The organism is Catenuloplanes nepalensis (genome assembly GCF_030811575.1).
GTDB lineage: Bacteria > Actinomycetota > Actinomycetes > Mycobacteriales > Micromonosporaceae > Catenuloplanes > Catenuloplanes nepalensis.
This window is the reverse complement of record NZ_JAUSRA010000001.1, coordinates 9,321,134-9,336,223: the sequence shown is the minus strand read 5'-3', so window position 1 is coordinate 9,336,223 and position 15,090 is coordinate 9,321,134. Positions and strand designations below refer to the sequence as shown.

Sequence of the window (15,090 nt, the reverse complement as noted above, 5' to 3'; positions counted from 1 at the left end):
AGAGCGCCCCCAGCGGCCCCGATAGGGCTGGCACATCCGCCGCAAGCGGACCCCCGGACGCCCGACACCTATCGAAGGTTCCCATAATGCGCCTCCTGCCCAGGCGCGGTACGCGACGCACCCTCACGGTCGTCACGCTCGCCGCGGTCACGCTCGCCCTCCCCACCCCGGTCATCGCGGCCTCCCAGCCCGCCCCGAAGCCATACAATGCCCGTGCGATCACGATGACCTCCACCGCGCCGAACTCCGCCAGCGCGGAGGGCGTCCTCGACGGCTCCGGCGCCACCGCGAACCCGGGCTGGACCGCCGGGTCCAGCGTGGGCCCGGTCACCGTGCGCCGCGTCTCCGGCGTCTCCGGCCCGCTCACCGCGAAGACCGCGATGGAGCTCAGCCGCACCGCGACCGGAAGCGGCACCGGCGGCGGCTGGGCGCTCGCGCTCGCGCCGCTGCGCAGCCCCCAGACGTTCTTCGTCCCCGGCAAGGTCTACCGGATGGAGGCCTGGGTCCGGGACACCCGCTCGTCCGGCGCCTCGATCGGCATGCTGCTGGCCAACGGCAACTACGGCAGCCGGCCGGCCGACGCCGCGGTCTACGGCAGGTACACGGACGCGGGCTGGCACCTGATCACCCGCACGTTCGTGGCCACCGCGGCCGGCAAGGCCGACACCTCCGTCTACCTGGCGCTGCCCGCGTCCGGCGCGTTCTCGTTCCAGGTCACCGGCGTCAGCGTCAAGGAGTACGCGGCCGCGCTGCCGGCGAAGACCGACACCACGCCGGAGAAGATCGTCTCGTTCGCGGGCAAGGCCGGCACCGCACCGAACGCCGCGCACTGGAACTACGAGACCGGTGGCAACGGCTGGGGCAACGGCGAGATCCAGACGTACACGAAGAGCACGGACAACGCGGCGCTGACCGGCGCCGGCAAGCTCGGCATCACGGCCCGCAAGCAGACGGTCAAGGGCACCGACGGCATCACCCGCGACTACACCAGCGCCCGCCTGACCACGGAGGGCAAGGTGACGGTCCGGGCCGGCTCGTACATCGAGGCGGAGATCATCGCACCGGTCGGCGCGGGCGTGTGGCCGGCGTTCTGGACGGTCGGCACGGCCACCCGCACCCAGGGCTGGCCCGCCGCCGGTGAGCTGGACATCCTCGAGGGCTGGGGCGCCACGCCGACGATCGCGCACAGCGCCATGCACATGGCGAAGGCCGGCGCGCCGAAGACCGACCTGCCGTACGGCTGGGGCGAGGCCGGCGGCTCCACGGACCTGCGGGAGTCGCTGGACGCCCGGCCGCACCGGTACGGCGTGTACTTCGACCGCAACGTGGTCCGCTTCTACATCGACCGCAAGCCGACGATGACGGTCTGGGCCGCGGACGCGATCTCCTCCGGCCGCACCTGGCCGTTCGGCGGCGACCAGTTCCTGGTGCTGAACGTGGCGGTCTCCAGCGGCACGCCCACCACCCCGATGCCGCGCACCATGACGGTCGGCGACATCTCCATCCACGAGGGCGGCACGCCGTTCTAGCCGCTGGCAGTCCTTCGGTCGGCCCACAGCCGCGAGCTGTGGGTCAGGCCGGGGCTGGGGCGATCAAGGGCTACGGTCAAGGGCGACGGTTGAGAGCGTTCAGCGCAGTTCGGCGTCGATGCGGTCGAGGACGGCCGGGTCGGATGAACGGAATTTGCGGGCGAAGAGCCGCCGGGTGCCCGTGGGGTCCGGCGGCGCGGCCGGGGTGAGCGGTGGTGCCCAGCGGGCTGCCTTCAGGTGGTCGAGATGGGCAGTGGTCAGCCACGGCGGGTGGTGGCCGTCCGGGCTGCCGGGCCAATCGATGTACCACGGGCCCGCGTCGCACGGCGGCAGCGCGTCCGCGCCGGCCAGCGCCGGGCTGGCCAGCATGGTCGGCACGAACGTCTCCTCCGGGATGAGCGTGGTGCGCCAGAACCGCAGCAGGTCCGGCCGCCGGTCGACCAGATCCAGAAGAAGCCGCGCGTGTACGCCGGAGTAGATCTTCCAGTGCCCGCCGGCCCGCAGTTGCAGCTCCGCCGGGATCGCCCGCGGCCACGGCCAGCGCAGCGGCACGCCACGCAGGTGCAACACCGCGTCGCCGCGGGTCAGGTAGCGACGGTTGAGCCGCCACAGCCCGCCGTCCGGATGCCGGGGCGTGCTCCACCGGTCCAGCGGCAGCGGCAGGTTCGTGATCCACGACCGCCCCTGCCAGACCGCCAGCTCACGGACCAGGTCGTCCACGCTGACCAGCGGGTAGCAGGCGCCGGAGAGCACCACCACGTGCCGGGCGCGCACCGCACGGACGGCGGCGCGCAGCCCGGTCAGCTCCGCCTGGACCAGCGACCAGCTGGCCAGCGCGGTCCGGACCCGGTCGACGACGGTGACGCGCGCGGGCAGCCCGGTCGTCATCGCGTGGAAGACCGGTGGTGGCGTGCGCGCGTCGCAGTGCAGGAACACCGGCACGCCGGGCAGCGCGCCGATCAGCCGGTGGACCTGCGCGGGGTCCGCGTGCGCCAGCAGTACCACGGCGAGCGGCTCGTCGGTGCCGGGAACCGGGCCGTGGCTCAGCGGCGGCCGGCGCCGCGCCGCCGATCCGCTCGCACGCTCGCTCACGAGCCGGCCCGGCAGGCGCAGGCGTCCGGCGCGGCGCAGGCACAGACGGCGCGCGACCCGGGCACTCCGGAGACGACCACGCCGGAGGCCGCGCCGGGTGTGACCGCGCCGGACGGGCGGCGCACGCCGGTGAGCACGCGGAAGAACCAGATCACCGTGCCGAGCACCAGCGCACCGCGTACCGCCAGGAAGAGGGGTGTGTCCGGCACGGCCGCGGCCGCGAGACCGATGGTGACCGACGCGGCGATCAGCGCGCGCAGCCGTCGCGGCGGAGCCGGGACCGGCGCGGTGGTCGCGGCCCCCCGGCGCAGCCCCAGGTAGAGCAGGCCGTAGGCGACGACCGTGGCCAGCGCGGCCCCGGCCAGCCCGAGCGGCGGGATCAGCGCCCAGGTGAGCAGCAGGTTCGCCACCGCGGCCACGCACACCGCGGCCGCGACCACGCCGGTGTGCCCGGCCGCGACCAGCGCCCGGTGCAGCGCGAGCTGGGCGGCGAACGGCACGGCCGCCACCACGATCAGCGAGAAGACCCAATACAGATCTTCCGGCCGGTACGAGGGCGGCGCCCACACCCGCAGCACGAACGGCGCGCCGATCGCGACGCCGGCCACCAGTGGCACCAGCAGCCGGTAGAGCAGGTCCCGGCTGGCCGCGAGCACGGCGGTGCGCTCGCCGTGCTCCGCGAGCGCGAAGAAGCGCGGCATCCACGCGGTGTTGAGCACGCCGAGCAGCAGGATCGGCCCGGACGCGACGTTGTAGGCGACCTGGTAGCGGGCGACCGCGTCCGGGCCGAGCGCGGCCTGGATCAGCAGCCGGTCCGCGGTGGAGAGCACCAGCATGCCGAGCACGGCCGGGACCAGCGGCAGCGCGTAGCCGAGCGCGCCGCGCAGCAGCGGCGCGTCCGTGCGGCGCGGCCGGCGCGGCCGGGCCAGCGCCAGCCCGAGCGCGACCGCCACGGCCTGCAGCAGCAGCTGGCCGAGCAGGAAGTTCTCCGCGGTCGGGCGCACGGCCGCGACCAGGCCCAGGCTGGCCGCCTCGGCCATCGCCGACTGCACCAGGCTGACCAGCGCGAACGCGGCCAGCCGGTCCTGGCTGCGGAGCAGTCCGAGCGACGCGTTGGTGATCGCGGAGAGCCCGGCCCAGGCGATCGCGAGCCGCAGCGCCGGGAGTTCGCCGGTCAGGCCGAGCGGCCGCGCCCAGCCGGCCACGGTGCCGAGCGCCAGCCCGGTGACCGCGAGCGCCAGCACGATCGCGAGCGTGACGATCCGGCGCGCGCCGGCCGGGCCGCCGGGCTGGGCGTACGCGCGCTGGATCGCGGTCTGCAACCCGAACCCGCCGACCACGAAGAGCACCTGCATGACCGTGTTCGCGGCCGCGACCGTGCCGAACTCACCGGTGCCGAGGAACCGGGTGAGCACCGGCGTGAGCAACGCGGCGCAGCCGAGCTGCACGGCCCAGAGGATCATGTAGAGCGAGTCCCGGCCGAACAGCCGCGACACGTGCGCGTCGACGGTCATCCGGCACCCCGGTACGCGAAGACGACGGTCTCGCCGGAGCGGAAGGCGACGGACCAGCCGGGCGCGGTGGCGAACGCGTCCCGGAGCGCGGCGAAGTCGTCGCGGGTGTGCAGCCCGTACTCCCAGCCGTAGTACAGGGTGACCGGCGACCACACCGCGTAGAGGTGGTCGGTCCGCCAGTTCGCCTCGCGGTCCGCGTACGCCTTGAGCAGCGCGGTCAGCCGGGGCACCGCCTGTGCCGGGGTCTCGGCGGCCGGCCGGTCCGCGATCGGGTCGAGGATCGGGCGGTAGACGGAGACGTGTGTACGCTCCCGGGTCGGTGGCACGCTGGGCAGGTCGCCGGCGCCGAGGATGAGCATCCAGCTGCCACGCGGCCGGTCCAGGAAGTACCGGAACGCGGCCCGGTCGCCGGGCCGGCTGACGTTGGTGGCGTCCATGCTGAACGCGGCCGTCACGAACGTCGTGGTCAGCGCCGCGGTCAGCGCGAGGAGCGCGGGCCGCCGGCGTTGCGTGAACGCGCCGGCCGCGAGCAGCGCCAGCCACGGGATGCCGAACAGCGCGGCCCGGAAGATGCCCTCGTTGCCGTACGCGTTGCCGGCGATGATGATCAGCCCGACCGCCGGGCAGGCCGCCATCGCCCAGGCCCGCTCGTCGCGCCGCCGAGTGACCAGCACCCCGGCCGCGACCAGGCCGAGCAGCACGATTCCGGCGGCGAGCGCGACCACGCTGACCGTGACGACCGGCAGCCGTTCCAGGTCGTCGACCGCGGTGGTGCTCGGCGGCCGGAAGTTCGCCGCGTCGCCGACGTCGCGCAGACTCAGGAACGCGGAGACCGCGGAGAAGTGCACGAGCGTCCAGACGATCGCGGGCAGCAGCACGGTCGCGGGCGTCCACCAGGGGCGCACCCACCGGAACGCGGCCAGCACCACCAGGATGCCGCCGATGATGTACGGGCTGAGCTGGTGCGTGACCGCGAGGACCGTCCCGGTCGCGGCCAGCAGCGCGATCCGGTGCCGCAGATCGGCGAGCGCGAGCCCGAACGCCAGCAGCCCGAGCACGAAGCCGAGCGACTGCGGCGAGAAGTAGTCCGCGCCGATCGGGTCCGCGAGCACGGCCAGCGCGACCGCGATCCACGCCTGGTACGGCGAGGTCAGCACGCGCCCGGCGAGATACCGCAGCGCGACCACCCGGAAGACCGCCATCAGCGGCGGCCAGGCGATCGCGAGCCGCATCGGGTCGCGCAGCCCGGCCGCGTCACACAGCCAGGCGGCCCCGGCGAAGAAACCGGGCCACGCGTTGTACGCCCGCACCGACGAGTCGAGCGCGCCGAGCGCGCGGATCTGCTGCACCAGTTCGACGTGCTTGTTCGCGGACTGCGAGCGCGGCCCGTCGTAGACCAGCGCGGGCGTGAGCGTGAGCGTGAGCGCGAGGACCAGCACGGTGATCGCCAGGCCGGTCTGCGCGTCGGCGCGCGCGGTGGCCAGGCCGATCAGGATGAGCGCGAGTCCGGCGTACCAGAACGGCCCGATGTGGACGAGGAAGCCCCACAGGCCGGGGTCGAGGTGCCGGTGGGTGAACGCGGCGCCCAGGCACAGCGCGCCGCCGAGCACGGCGATCAGCCCGGACGCGGCGCCGTCGAGCGCGGGCCGGGTGATCGGCTCGCGCAGCAGCGACAGCCCGTGCGCGACCACGGCCGCGCCGGTGAGCAGCACGAACGCGGCGACCGGGTACCACAGGCCGGTGAGCAGCATGCCGGTGCCGACGACGACCGGCAGCGCGAGCGCGGTGAGCGCGGTGAGCGCCAGCCGGGTCCCGGCCGGCAGCCGCAGCAGCGGCGCCCACGGCGCGGAACCGAGGCCGAGCAGCGCGAACGCCAGCAGCGCCACGCTGCGCGGGCCGTGCGCACCGGCGAGCTCGAACAGTCCGGCCAGCGGGAGCAGCAGCAGGCTGCCGGCGGAGAGCGTCAGCCGCGCCGTGGTGTCCGGGCCGGCCGTGCGCACGGTCCGCAGCTGGGTCACCGTGAGCCACCGGCGCGGCGGGCGTGCAGGTAGAGGAACGGACCGGCCAGGAATCCGGCGAACTCGCGGCGCAGCGCGGCCCGGGGCGCGGCCACGCCGTCCAGCCGGCGACGGGTGTCCGGGCGGATCCGGGCCAGCCGCACCAGCCCGGCCGGCACGCGCCGGAGCAGATCACGGCGGGTGTCGCGGGTGAGCGCGAGCTTGGTCAGATAGGCGGTGAGGCCGGTGCCGTAGCCGTACATCTGGCGCAGCAGCGAGCCCGGGTCCGCGCGGTGGTGGTGCCAGACGACCGCGGCCGGCTGGTAGGCGATCGCGTGCCCGGCGCGCAGCACGCGGACGAACGCGTCCAGGTCCTCGCCGCCCCGGGTCGGCGAGCCGGCGCCGAGCGCCTCGTCGAACCCGCCGAGCGCGAGCGTCCGCTCCCGGTGGAACGCGACGTTCGCGCCGGTGCCGAAGATCCCGGCGGAGTACGGGTAGAGCGGCCCGCCGTCGGTGTCCTTGTCGAACAGGCGCGGCGCGATCCGGCCGGACCAGCCGGAGTTGCGCGCGTCGAAGTACGCCTCGGCCGCGTTGCCGATCGACGCGGTGCAGACCAGCCCGGTCACGCACGCCACGTCCGCCCGGGTCGCGAAGCCGCGGACCAGCCCGTGCACCCAGCCGGGGTCGACCGAGACGTCGTCGTCGGTGTAGGCGATGTAGGTGCCGTGCGCCGCGACCAGCCCCCGGTTGCGGGCCGCGGACAGGCCGGGGCGCGGCTCTCGCACGTACCGCAGCCGGGTGTCGTCCTTCGCCCTCGCCCGGACCAGGCGTTCCGTCGAGTCGTCGGACGGCGCGTTGTCCACGATCACGATCTCCAGCCGGGGGTACGTGAGCGCAGCCAGCCGGTCCAGCGCGGCCCCGAGCTGCCCGGCCCGGTCGCGGGTGCACACCACGACGGAGACGAGTTCGTCCGCGGCCACCCGGTTGGGGCAGGCCGCGGTGGCCGGCGCGGGCCGCTCGCCGATCACCGGCTCCGCGCCCTCGGCCGCCAGGTGTTCCAGCGCGGCCGTGCCGAACGCCCGCCACGCGGCCTCGACCAGCTCGTCCACGGTGGTCCCGGCGGGCCGGGTGAGGTAGCCGAGCGGCTCGCCGTGCAGCCGGACCAGCACCCGCATCCGCGGTTCCGCGCGAGCCGGGACGACCGCGGCGGGACCATCCACACCGGACAGTTCGAGTTCGCAGCACCAGACGCCGACGGCGGTGGTCGCGGGCGCGGCGGGCAGCACGGCGGTCACAACAGGCCCTCCAGCGACTCGGACGCCTCGGCCGCGGACCGGGCGAACGTGAGGCCGGGCAACGCGTGCAGGTACGCGTCGTACGCGGCCGAGATCTTCCCCGAGCAGTTGTCCATCGCGATCACCGGAATGTCCATCAGCGCGGCGAGCACGGCCGCGTGCAGCCGATCGGTGACCACCGCGCGTCCCCGGGAGAGCACCGCGCGGGCCCGGCCGACGTTGTGCGCGGCGATCGCGGCGAACGAGCGCTCCACGGTGGTCTGCAGCGGCCCGCGCAGCGCCGGCAGGTGGCGGGCGACCGCGGACGGCGTGCGCAGCAGGTCCCAGCGCAGCCGGTGCACGCCGCGGAATCCCCAGTCGGTGCGCAGCGCGCTCGCGCCGGCCGGGACCGTCACGCGGTGCTCGCCGGTCTGCTCGCCGTCCGTGCGCAGCAGCAGCACCACGTCGTGTGTGGCCGGTGCGGTGCGCGGCTGCGGCCCGGCGCCGGGCGCGAGGTCGGGGCAGAACTCGGTGCGCACGCCGGGGAACGCGTCCCGGGCGCGGGCCAGGCTGCGCTCGTCGCGCAGCAGCAGCGTGAGCTCCGGGTGGGCGTGGAACGCCGCGCTCGCCCGGACTTGCCGGGCCCGGTCGCGGAAGTCCATGGACTGTGGCAGCTGGACGATCGGCCGGTCCGGATGCTCGCGCAGCAGCCGTTCACGGAAGTCCTGCCGGAGCGGCCACAGGTCGCCCAGATTCCCCCCGCCCTGAATGAGGATCGGGCCTTCCGGATGCCGCTTGCGCAGTACCGTGGGGCTGTAGGTCCGGTCATCGGCGAGATACCGCACCACGAGGCCGAGTCGCCGCAGATGCGCCATCTGGCCGAGATGGATCAGCGAGTCGCCGGCGTTGTCGTGAGCGGGGAAGTCGAGCAGCGCCACGTGCGGGCCGCCGGGCAGCAGATCCTGCAGGATCGCTCCCGTCCGCGCGGTGAGTGCGCGGACGGGAGCGTCGATGCGGGCGTCGGTCACGTGAGAGTCCTCCGGGCTACGGTCATCGGACAGCCCTCCGGATTCCGGAGCGGGCCGGGCGGCCGGTGAGGTAACCGAGCACGGTCACGGTCAGCCCGGCGAGGATCGCGCCCGCCTGGAGCAGGCCGCTGGGCCGCCGGATCGCGCCGGCGAGTCCGCGGGCCACGCCGAGCGGCAGCACCACCCGGACATACCTGCGCTCGGCCGCGAGCGCGTCACCGGCACCGGCGAGCGCGGTGACCGCCCGCTTGGAACGGCCCTCGTGATAGCAGCGGCTCAGGAAGTAGCGGAGCCGCTGCCGGTCCGCGGGCACCAGGTGGTCCACCCGGGCCCGCGGATCGAAGACGACGACGGCACCGGTGTGCCGCCGGGTCAGGCGGATGCAGAACTCGGTCTCCTCGCAGCCGACCGGAAGCGTGCCGACCCGGCCGACGACCTCGGAGAAGCCGCCGACCTCGGAGAAGCAGGCCCGGCGGATCGCCATCGAGGCGCCGATCGGGTTGCGCACCGGCGCCGGCTCGGTGGGCAGGCCGCGGTATCCGCAGCCGACCACCCAGCCGAACTCGGGCGGGAACCAGCGCGGCGGTGCCCCACCGGCCCAGCGCGGCACCACCTCGGTGCCGACGACCTGGACGGCCGGGTCGGCGAACCCGGCGCGGAGCCGGCCGAGCCACCCGTCAGCGGCGGTGGCGTCGTCGTCCAGGAACGCGACTACCGGGCAGTGGCTGAGCCGGACGCCGGTGTTGCGGGCGCCGGACAGGCCGGGCGGCCCGGCGCTGGCGACCGCGTGCGCGCCGGGGATCTCCCGGTTCACCCGGGACAGCAGCTCCGGGTTGTGGTCGACCACGACGATCAGCTCGTCGTGCGGTCTCAGTTGGGCGGTGACGGACGCGCAGGCCGCGACGAGGTCGCCGAAGCGCCGTTCGTGGTACGTGCAGACGACCACGCTGATCGCGGGCGTGCCCGTACCCTCGCCGGTCCGTCTGGTCTCCTCCGGTGCGAGCAGGGTCACGAGAGCCCTCTCGCGCCCGCACGGGCGTGCTTGCGGCCGGCGGCGGTGCCGCGGATGCGCATGGACGCGGTCACCCGGTGCCGGCGTCCGGCCACGGTCGCGGACGCCGCGGCCATCTCGACCGCCAGGTGCGGGATCGGCTTGCGCGGCCACTCGCGCATGATGGTGCGCAGCACGCGGAGCCCGTCGGTGAGCGCGTTGAGGTTGCTCACGCCGTGGATGCGCTCGTGCTCGTAACTGGCGACCTCCTCGACGCGCAGGCCGGCGCGGGCGACGCGCAGGTTGAGCAGCGTCTCGATCTCGAAGCCGTCGCCCCAGAGCCGTTCGCCGTTCGCGGGCCGGGGCGTGGTGTGGTCCAGCCCGAAGATCGGCAGGTGGGCGGTCCAGAACGCGTTGTAGCCGTAGCAGAGGTCGCTGTAGCGGGTGCGGAACAGCACGTTCACGAAGAGGCTGAGCGCCTTGTTGCCGAGTCGCCGGATGCCCGTGATGTCCGCGCTGCCCCCGCTGGCTACGAACCGGGATCCCTTGGCGAAGTCGGCGCCGCGGCGCAGTGCCTCGACGAAGCGCGGGATTTCACGGGGATCGGTGGACCCGTCCGCGTCGATCATGACGATGATGTCGCCCTTGGCCGCCGCGAATCCGCAGGCCAGGGCGTTTCCCTTGCCCCTGCGGCCCTGCTGGATCACGCGAATGCCGGGCATCAGGCGCCGCGCGGTCTCGACCGTGTCGTCCACGGAGCCGCCGTCGACGAGGATGACCTCGTCCACCTGCGGCATCGCGCCGAGCACGTGTGGCAGGTTCCGGGCCTCGTTCAGCGCCGGAACGATCACGCTCACCGAAGGAGGCGGCGCGTGATGGTGATATTGCATGGCATCTCCAAACCACCGGTGTTGCGGTGCATGCCGTCACGCTGTGTGCCGTGACCGTTACAGAGTAGGCGGGGCACATCGGTGGAGAGCGCATGAATCACAGGTAATGCCCGCAAGGTATCGCGGTCCAGGCGAAGTGGACCCCTAAGGCGAACCACCTCATTTACCCTTATCCGGGCGTTTCACACATCCGCGCGGGGACCCGCGCGGCCGGCGCGGGCGTCTCGAAGACCATCCGGTGGTACGCCAGCACCTGCGGATGGTCGTTGAGCTCGGTCGCCGGGTCGCGCGTGTCCAACCCGGCCCGGAGCCGCGCGGCCTGAACCGGCTCTACGCGGTGCCGACCCGGGCCGTCTCCCGGCTCGACGTGATCCACGCCCGGCCGCTGCCGGAGTGCATGCGCCAGGCGCCGCAGTGACAGCGCTCGTAGCGGACCGGGCCGGTGCTGGTGTGGTGGGTGGAGACCGTGCGCCAGATGTGCTGTTCCGTCATGCCCTCGACGATGATGTAATGCCCTTGTGCACATCAACCCTTACGGCGAGGACGCGGTCCTGCTGGCGATAGACCTGCTGCGCAACCCACCCACGACCGCGGCCGAGCTGGAGGCCCGCTGCCGCGCCGCGGATCTGATGATCGAGCAGCCGGTCACGGACGCGGACCTGGACGCGACCCGCGAATTCCTCCGGGCCTGGCTGGAGGTGGTCGACGCACCCGACTTCACGGTCCGCGCCGACCGGCTGAACGCGCTGCTGGCCGGCTCCTCGGCGTACCCGCGGCTGACCAACCACGCGGACGACGGCTGGCACGTGCACTACCGCGGCTCGAACCTGCCGCTCGGCTGGCTGCTGCGCGCACTGATCAGCGTCGGGACCGCGCTGCACCTGGCCGGCCGCGGCATGCACCGCCTCGGCCGCTGCGCCGCCCCGGACTGCACGGCCCCGTTCGCCGACATCAGCCGCACCGGCCGCCAGCGCTACTGCACCACCACCTGCGCCAACCGCGACGCCGTCCGCCGCCACCGCGCCCGCACCCCGGCCGCCTGAGCGTCCACGGCTCAGACAGCCGCCGCCAAGGACCTGCGCACGTCGCCGAGAGCTCAGCGGTCGCGTGTCGTGACCAGCGCGACGCCGGGCCGGGTCACTTCGACGCGATACGGCCGAGCTCGCCGGCCTCCGGGAGCACGTCGCCCCGCAGGAACGCCGTGGTGGCCCGCGCGATGAGCGCGACCCGCTCCGGGCTCTCGTCCGTGGTCTCGGTGACCGCGTAGCCGGTGATCCCGCCGAGCGAGTGCTCCCCGCCGTATACCGTGAGCAGGGTTTTCGGCGCCGGGCTCAGGTGGTAGACGTCGGTGAACCACTCCGGCCCGCGCGCCGACAGCATCGACTGGTCCCTGTCGCCGGCCACGATCAGCGCCGGCGTGGTCATCCCCGTGAAGTCCGGGCTCATGAACGGGAAGTGCTCGGCCGCGAACGGCGACAGGTCCTCCCCGCCGGTGCCGGTCGCCGCGAGCAGCACGCCCGCCGAGATCCGCGGGTCGCGGGCCGGCACGTCCATGCCGACGACGCCCGCGCCGAGCAGCACACCCACGGTCTGCGCGCCCCAGGAGTGGCCGGCCACCGCGATCCGGTCCCGGTCGAACCGTCCCGGGATGGCGGCCTCCAGCACGTCCAGGTTGTCGAGCACCCGGGTCACGTCGTCGATCCGGGTGCGCCAGATGCCGGGCGTGCGCGGGTCGTCCTCCGGCAGGCCGAGCCGCAGCGAGTCGAGGTGGGTCGGCTGGATCACCGCGAAGCCGTTCGCGGCCCAGTGGTCGACCAGCGGCCCGTACCCGATCGCGGACTGGTGGTAACCGTGCGAGAAGACGATGACGGGCAGGTCGCCGCCGGTCGCGGGCGCCGAGATCCGCACCTGCAGATCGTCGCCGCGGTCCGGCGCGGGCAGGACCACCGGGTGGATCGTGAGAACGGCGTTTGGCGTGGTGGCAGTCATGACGTACCTTCCAGTTCCAGACGGCCCACAAAGCGGAACCGTGTTCCGCACCAACGTTACGGAACATGGTTCCGTTTGCCAAGAGGAGTGACGGTGGTCACCGACCCGCCCGCGCCCCGGAAGCGTGCCGACGCCGAGCGCAACAAGAAGGCGCTGCTGGACGCGGCCGCGGCCGCGTTCGTCGAGTCCGGCGTGGACGTGGCGGTCCGCGATGTCGCCGCCCGCGCCGGCGTGGGCGTGGGCACGATCTACCGGCACTTCCCCACCCGCGCCGATCTGATCGTGGCGGTCTACCGTCACCAGGTCGAGGCGTGTGCCGAGGCCGGCCCCGCGCTGCTCGCCGCCGGCCCGACCCCGCACGCCGCACTGGCCGCCTGGGTCAACCTCTTCGCCGACTTCCTGGTCACCAAGCACGGTCTGGCCGAGGCGCTGCAGTCCGACAACGCCGCGTTCGCCACGCTCCACGCGTACTTCCTGGACCGCCTGCTGCCCGTCTGCGCCGACCTGCTCGACGCCGGCATCACCGCCGGCGAGATCACGCCGGACATCGACCCGCTCACGCTGCTCCGCGGCATCGGCAACCTCTGCATCGGCGCCGGCGACCCCCGCTACGACGCCCGCCTGATGATCACCCTGGTCATCAACGGCCTGCGGCCCAGCTGAGAATTCGCGTTCCCGCTTCCGGCGCGGTCACGTTCCGAGTGCCCCCGCGGGCACCGGGGAGCGATCGACTTCGGTTTTTGATCTACCTTTGCTCCACTGAGCCATTTTCCACCTGGCCTATGCGGCTGGGGGCATGACACAGTCGACGGTCCGGGTGCGCCAGGTTGAAAAAAGCTCACTGATTGATCACTCAGGCCGCGGCGGTGGCGTCCCGTGGGCAGGCAGCCCTCGCAAGAGGGGGATGTCGCGATATTTCGGGTGCGGAGCGCCCGCTTGCCGCGAGCGGACCGGATTGCGCGCACTCTCGCCCCGCGGTAAGGGGTGTGGGGTGCCGGGGCGATCCGGTCCGTGCGGCCGAAGGGCTGGGCGACGGCGGTAACCCGGCGGGGTCGCGCGGACGTCGGCGGGACGCTTCTGACAAGCGCAGGCCGGAGCACATGATCAACTTAAGCTACGACCATTCGGAGTCGAGGTTCGAGCGGCGGTGGCCGTCCGGGCGCCGCGCACCCGAAATCTCACGCTATAGAGGTTCGCCGCTCCGAAGCGCCGCTCAAGCCGACATCCAAGGCTCGGTATGGCCGGGCCGGGAGTTGATCACGTGTCGCAAATCGTTGTCATCCGGCGCTTTCAACAACGATTTGCGACACGTGATCGCTTCCAAGAGTCGCCGTCGCCGCCTTTGTGGTGATATTTCGGACAGGGATTCAGTGGCGGAGGGAAGTTCTGTGCTGATTGCCGAGCGCCGCCCACCCTGACGCCGAAGGCTCAGTAAGTGGCATTGGGCACCGGTCGGCCGCGAGGGCAGAACGTTTACTCCGGTCGGGGGCGGGTGGCCGGGGCGGCAGCGGGGCTGTCTGCCGGTTCCGCAGGTGGTCACCACGACCTCACGTCAGCGCGCTGGCCATCCCGGCGCGAACGCACCCTCGATCATCGCCATGACCAGGCGGACGTTCTCCCGATTGACGCCGTAGTCCACCGCGGTGAGGCTCATGGTCGACCGGCTCTCCACGTCGATGCGGGTGCCGCCGCCCTCGGGCCGTAGCGAGCAGGTGATCGTCTCACCGAAGGACCACCAGCTGATCCGGGTGCGCGCCTCGAGCACGCTGCTCCCGACATACACCGGTTGCCGCACCCGCGGCAGACCGGCGAGCAGCCGCCCGGTCAGCGCCAGCGTCACGCCCACATCCGATCGCACCACCGTGGAATCCGCGAACCTCTGCACGATCCCGTTATCGCACAACGCGTCAAGGCGTGGTCAGCGGACCTCCATCTCGAAGATGCTGAAGCCCCAGATGGTCGCGACCTCGGTGCCGTAGAGGCGGACATAGCGGCCGGTGGTGCCGGCCGGCGCGGTCGCCTTCACCGTGCCGCCCGCGCCCGCGGCGGTGCTGTAGATCGACTTCCAGGTGTTCCCGTCGCCGGACACCTCGATCCGGTAAGCACGGCCGTAGGCGGTCTCCCAGAACAGCGTGACGCTGCTGATCTTCCAGGCCTCGCCCAGGTCCACCATGATCCACTCCGGGGCGGAGTAGGCGCTGCTCCACCGCGTGGCCACGTCCCCGTCCACCGCGCCCGCCGCCCGCGTCTCGTCCGCCTCCGTCGAGGCGAACGCGGGCCGCCCACGCGCGATGTTCGCGCCGGACGGATTCCCCTTCGGACCGGACGGCGCCGCCGGCTTGGCGGACGGCGCCCGGCTCTGCGGCGGTGCAGCCACGGTCGCCGGCACGGACGGGCTCGGACTCGGCGACGCCGACCGGGACACGGACGGCGAGGGTGACGGCGACGGCGTCGTCGGCGCGATCGTCGACGGCCCGGACGGATAGCCGACCCGCCACGAGGGCGTCTCCACCGCGCTCGGCAACGCCACCGGATCCGGTTCGTCCTCCGCGCCCAGCAACGGCACCACCGCGGCCACCAGCCCCAGCACCGCCACGATCGCCAGCCCCACCAGCCACGGCAACATCCGCCGCGACCGCGAGACCGGCTCACCTCCATCGGGATCCGGCGGAGCGCTCGCCGCGCCCGGCCGCGGCCCCGACCGCGTCGTCGGCCTGCCGAAGGCCGATCCCGCGACCGCACCCGCCGTACGTTCCGCGGACGGCCCTCCAGCCGCGGGCCCGGAT

14 protein-coding genes are annotated in these 15,090 nt (G+C 73.5%); 3 read left to right on the top strand and 11 right to left on the bottom strand.

The genetic code is table 11. The features are described 5' to 3' along the window. The first annotated feature begins 86 nt into the window (after nucleotides 1-86). On the top strand, nucleotides 87-1,529 hold the full coding sequence (locus J2S43_RS40700) for a glycoside hydrolase family 16 protein (protein WP_306838623.1): 1,443 nt from the start codon (nucleotides 87-89) through the stop codon (nucleotides 1,527-1,529). Nucleotides 1,530-1,628: 99 nt separating this feature from the next. Here J2S43_RS40700 and J2S43_RS40695 read toward each other — a convergent pair whose 3' ends face one another. The 8 genes from J2S43_RS40695 to J2S43_RS40660 form a co-directional block, all read right to left on the bottom strand. Then, nucleotides 1,629-2,621 (bottom strand): beta-1,6-N-acetylglucosaminyltransferase, encoded by a 993-nt coding sequence (locus J2S43_RS40695; protein WP_306838622.1) that lies wholly within the window; start codon nucleotides 2,619-2,621, stop codon nucleotides 1,629-1,631. Then, on the bottom strand, nucleotides 2,618-4,135 hold the full coding sequence (locus J2S43_RS40690; protein WP_306838620.1) for a lipopolysaccharide biosynthesis protein: 1,518 nt from the start codon (nucleotides 4,133-4,135) through the stop codon (nucleotides 2,618-2,620). Before J2S43_RS40690 ends, J2S43_RS40695 begins: the two co-directional genes overlap by 4 nt. After that, nucleotides 4,132-6,153, bottom strand: a complete 2,022-nt coding sequence (locus tag J2S43_RS40685; RefSeq protein ID WP_306838618.1) for a hypothetical protein — start codon at nucleotides 6,151-6,153, stop codon at nucleotides 4,132-4,134. The genes J2S43_RS40690 and J2S43_RS40685 overlap by 4 nt, the downstream gene beginning before the upstream one ends. Further along, nucleotides 6,150-7,427, bottom strand: a complete 1,278-nt coding sequence (locus J2S43_RS40680; RefSeq protein WP_306838616.1) for a glycosyltransferase family 2 protein — start codon at nucleotides 7,425-7,427, stop codon at nucleotides 6,150-6,152. The genes J2S43_RS40685 and J2S43_RS40680 overlap by 4 nt, the downstream gene beginning before the upstream one ends. Further along, nucleotides 7,424-8,434 (bottom strand): polysaccharide pyruvyl transferase family protein, encoded by a 1,011-nt coding sequence (locus J2S43_RS40675; protein ID WP_306838614.1) that lies wholly within the window; start codon nucleotides 8,432-8,434, stop codon nucleotides 7,424-7,426. Before J2S43_RS40675 ends, J2S43_RS40680 begins: the two co-directional genes overlap by 4 nt. Before the next feature lie 22 nt (nucleotides 8,435-8,456). Beyond that, a complete protein-coding gene (locus J2S43_RS40670; protein ID WP_306838612.1) occupies nucleotides 8,457-9,446 on the bottom strand; it encodes a glycosyltransferase family 2 protein in 990 nt (329 codons plus the stop codon). Then, nucleotides 9,443-10,282: a glycosyltransferase family 2 protein gene (locus tag J2S43_RS40665; RefSeq protein WP_306838610.1), complete on the bottom strand. Its 840-nt coding sequence runs from the start codon at nucleotides 10,280-10,282 to the stop codon at nucleotides 9,443-9,445. The genes J2S43_RS40670 and J2S43_RS40665 overlap by 4 nt, the downstream gene beginning before the upstream one ends. Nucleotides 10,283-10,645: 363 nt before the next feature. Beyond that, complete coding sequence (locus tag J2S43_RS40660; RefSeq protein ID WP_306838608.1) at nucleotides 10,646-10,807, bottom strand: hypothetical protein; 162 nt, start codon at nucleotides 10,805-10,807, stop codon at nucleotides 10,646-10,648. Between the two features lie 26 nt (nucleotides 10,808-10,833). On the opposite strand from J2S43_RS40660, the gene J2S43_RS40655 reads away from it, so the two are divergent. Beyond that, nucleotides 10,834-11,358 (top strand): CGNR zinc finger domain-containing protein, encoded by a 525-nt coding sequence (locus tag J2S43_RS40655; RefSeq protein WP_306838606.1) that lies wholly within the window; start codon nucleotides 10,834-10,836, stop codon nucleotides 11,356-11,358. A gap of 94 nt (nucleotides 11,359-11,452) precedes the next feature. Here J2S43_RS40655 and J2S43_RS40650 read toward each other — a convergent pair whose 3' ends face one another. Continuing rightward, the gene (locus J2S43_RS40650; RefSeq protein ID WP_306838604.1) at nucleotides 11,453-12,304 is read right to left on the bottom strand and encodes an alpha/beta hydrolase family protein; all 852 of its coding nucleotides are present in this window, start codon (nucleotides 12,302-12,304) and stop codon (nucleotides 11,453-11,455) included. Nucleotides 12,305-12,397: 93 nt separating this feature from the next. On the opposite strand from J2S43_RS40650, the gene J2S43_RS40645 reads away from it, so the two are divergent. After that, the gene (locus J2S43_RS40645; protein WP_306838602.1) at nucleotides 12,398-12,967 is read left to right on the top strand and encodes a TetR/AcrR family transcriptional regulator; all 570 of its coding nucleotides are present in this window, start codon (nucleotides 12,398-12,400) and stop codon (nucleotides 12,965-12,967) included. A gap of 889 nt (nucleotides 12,968-13,856) precedes the next feature. Here J2S43_RS40645 and J2S43_RS40640 read toward each other — a convergent pair. Both J2S43_RS40640 and J2S43_RS40635 read right to left on the bottom strand, forming a co-directional pair. Then, entirely contained in the window at nucleotides 13,857-14,165 is a 309-nt protein-coding gene (locus J2S43_RS40640) for a hypothetical protein (protein WP_306838600.1), read from the bottom strand. 57 nt (nucleotides 14,166-14,222) lie between these two features. Then, nucleotides 14,223-14,930 carry a discoidin domain-containing protein gene (locus tag J2S43_RS40635; protein WP_306838598.1) on the bottom strand — a complete coding sequence of 236 codons (708 nt, stop codon included), beginning with the start codon at nucleotides 14,928-14,930 and terminating at the stop codon, nucleotides 14,223-14,225. Nucleotides 14,931-15,090: the final 160 nt, after the last annotated feature.

Excerpts from the sequence above, each read along its gene's own strand:
- J2S43_RS40635 (WP_306838598.1), bottom strand. The coding sequence starts at position 14,930 with ATGTTGCCGTGGCTGGTGGGGCTGGCGATCGTGGCGGTGCTGGGGCTG.
- J2S43_RS40650 (WP_306838604.1), bottom strand. The coding sequence starts at position 12,304 with ATGACTGCCACCACGCCAAACGCCGTTCTCACGATCCACCCGGTGGTC.
- J2S43_RS40700 (WP_306838623.1), top strand. The coding sequence starts at position 87 with ATGCGCCTCCTGCCCAGGCGCGGTACGCGACGCACCCTCACGGTCGTC.
- J2S43_RS40690 (WP_306838620.1), bottom strand. The coding sequence starts at position 4,135 with ATGACCGTCGACGCGCACGTGTCGCGGCTGTTCGGCCGGGACTCGCTC.
- J2S43_RS40660 (WP_306838608.1), bottom strand. The coding sequence starts at position 10,807 with ATGACGGAACAGCACATCTGGCGCACGGTCTCCACCCACCACACCAGC.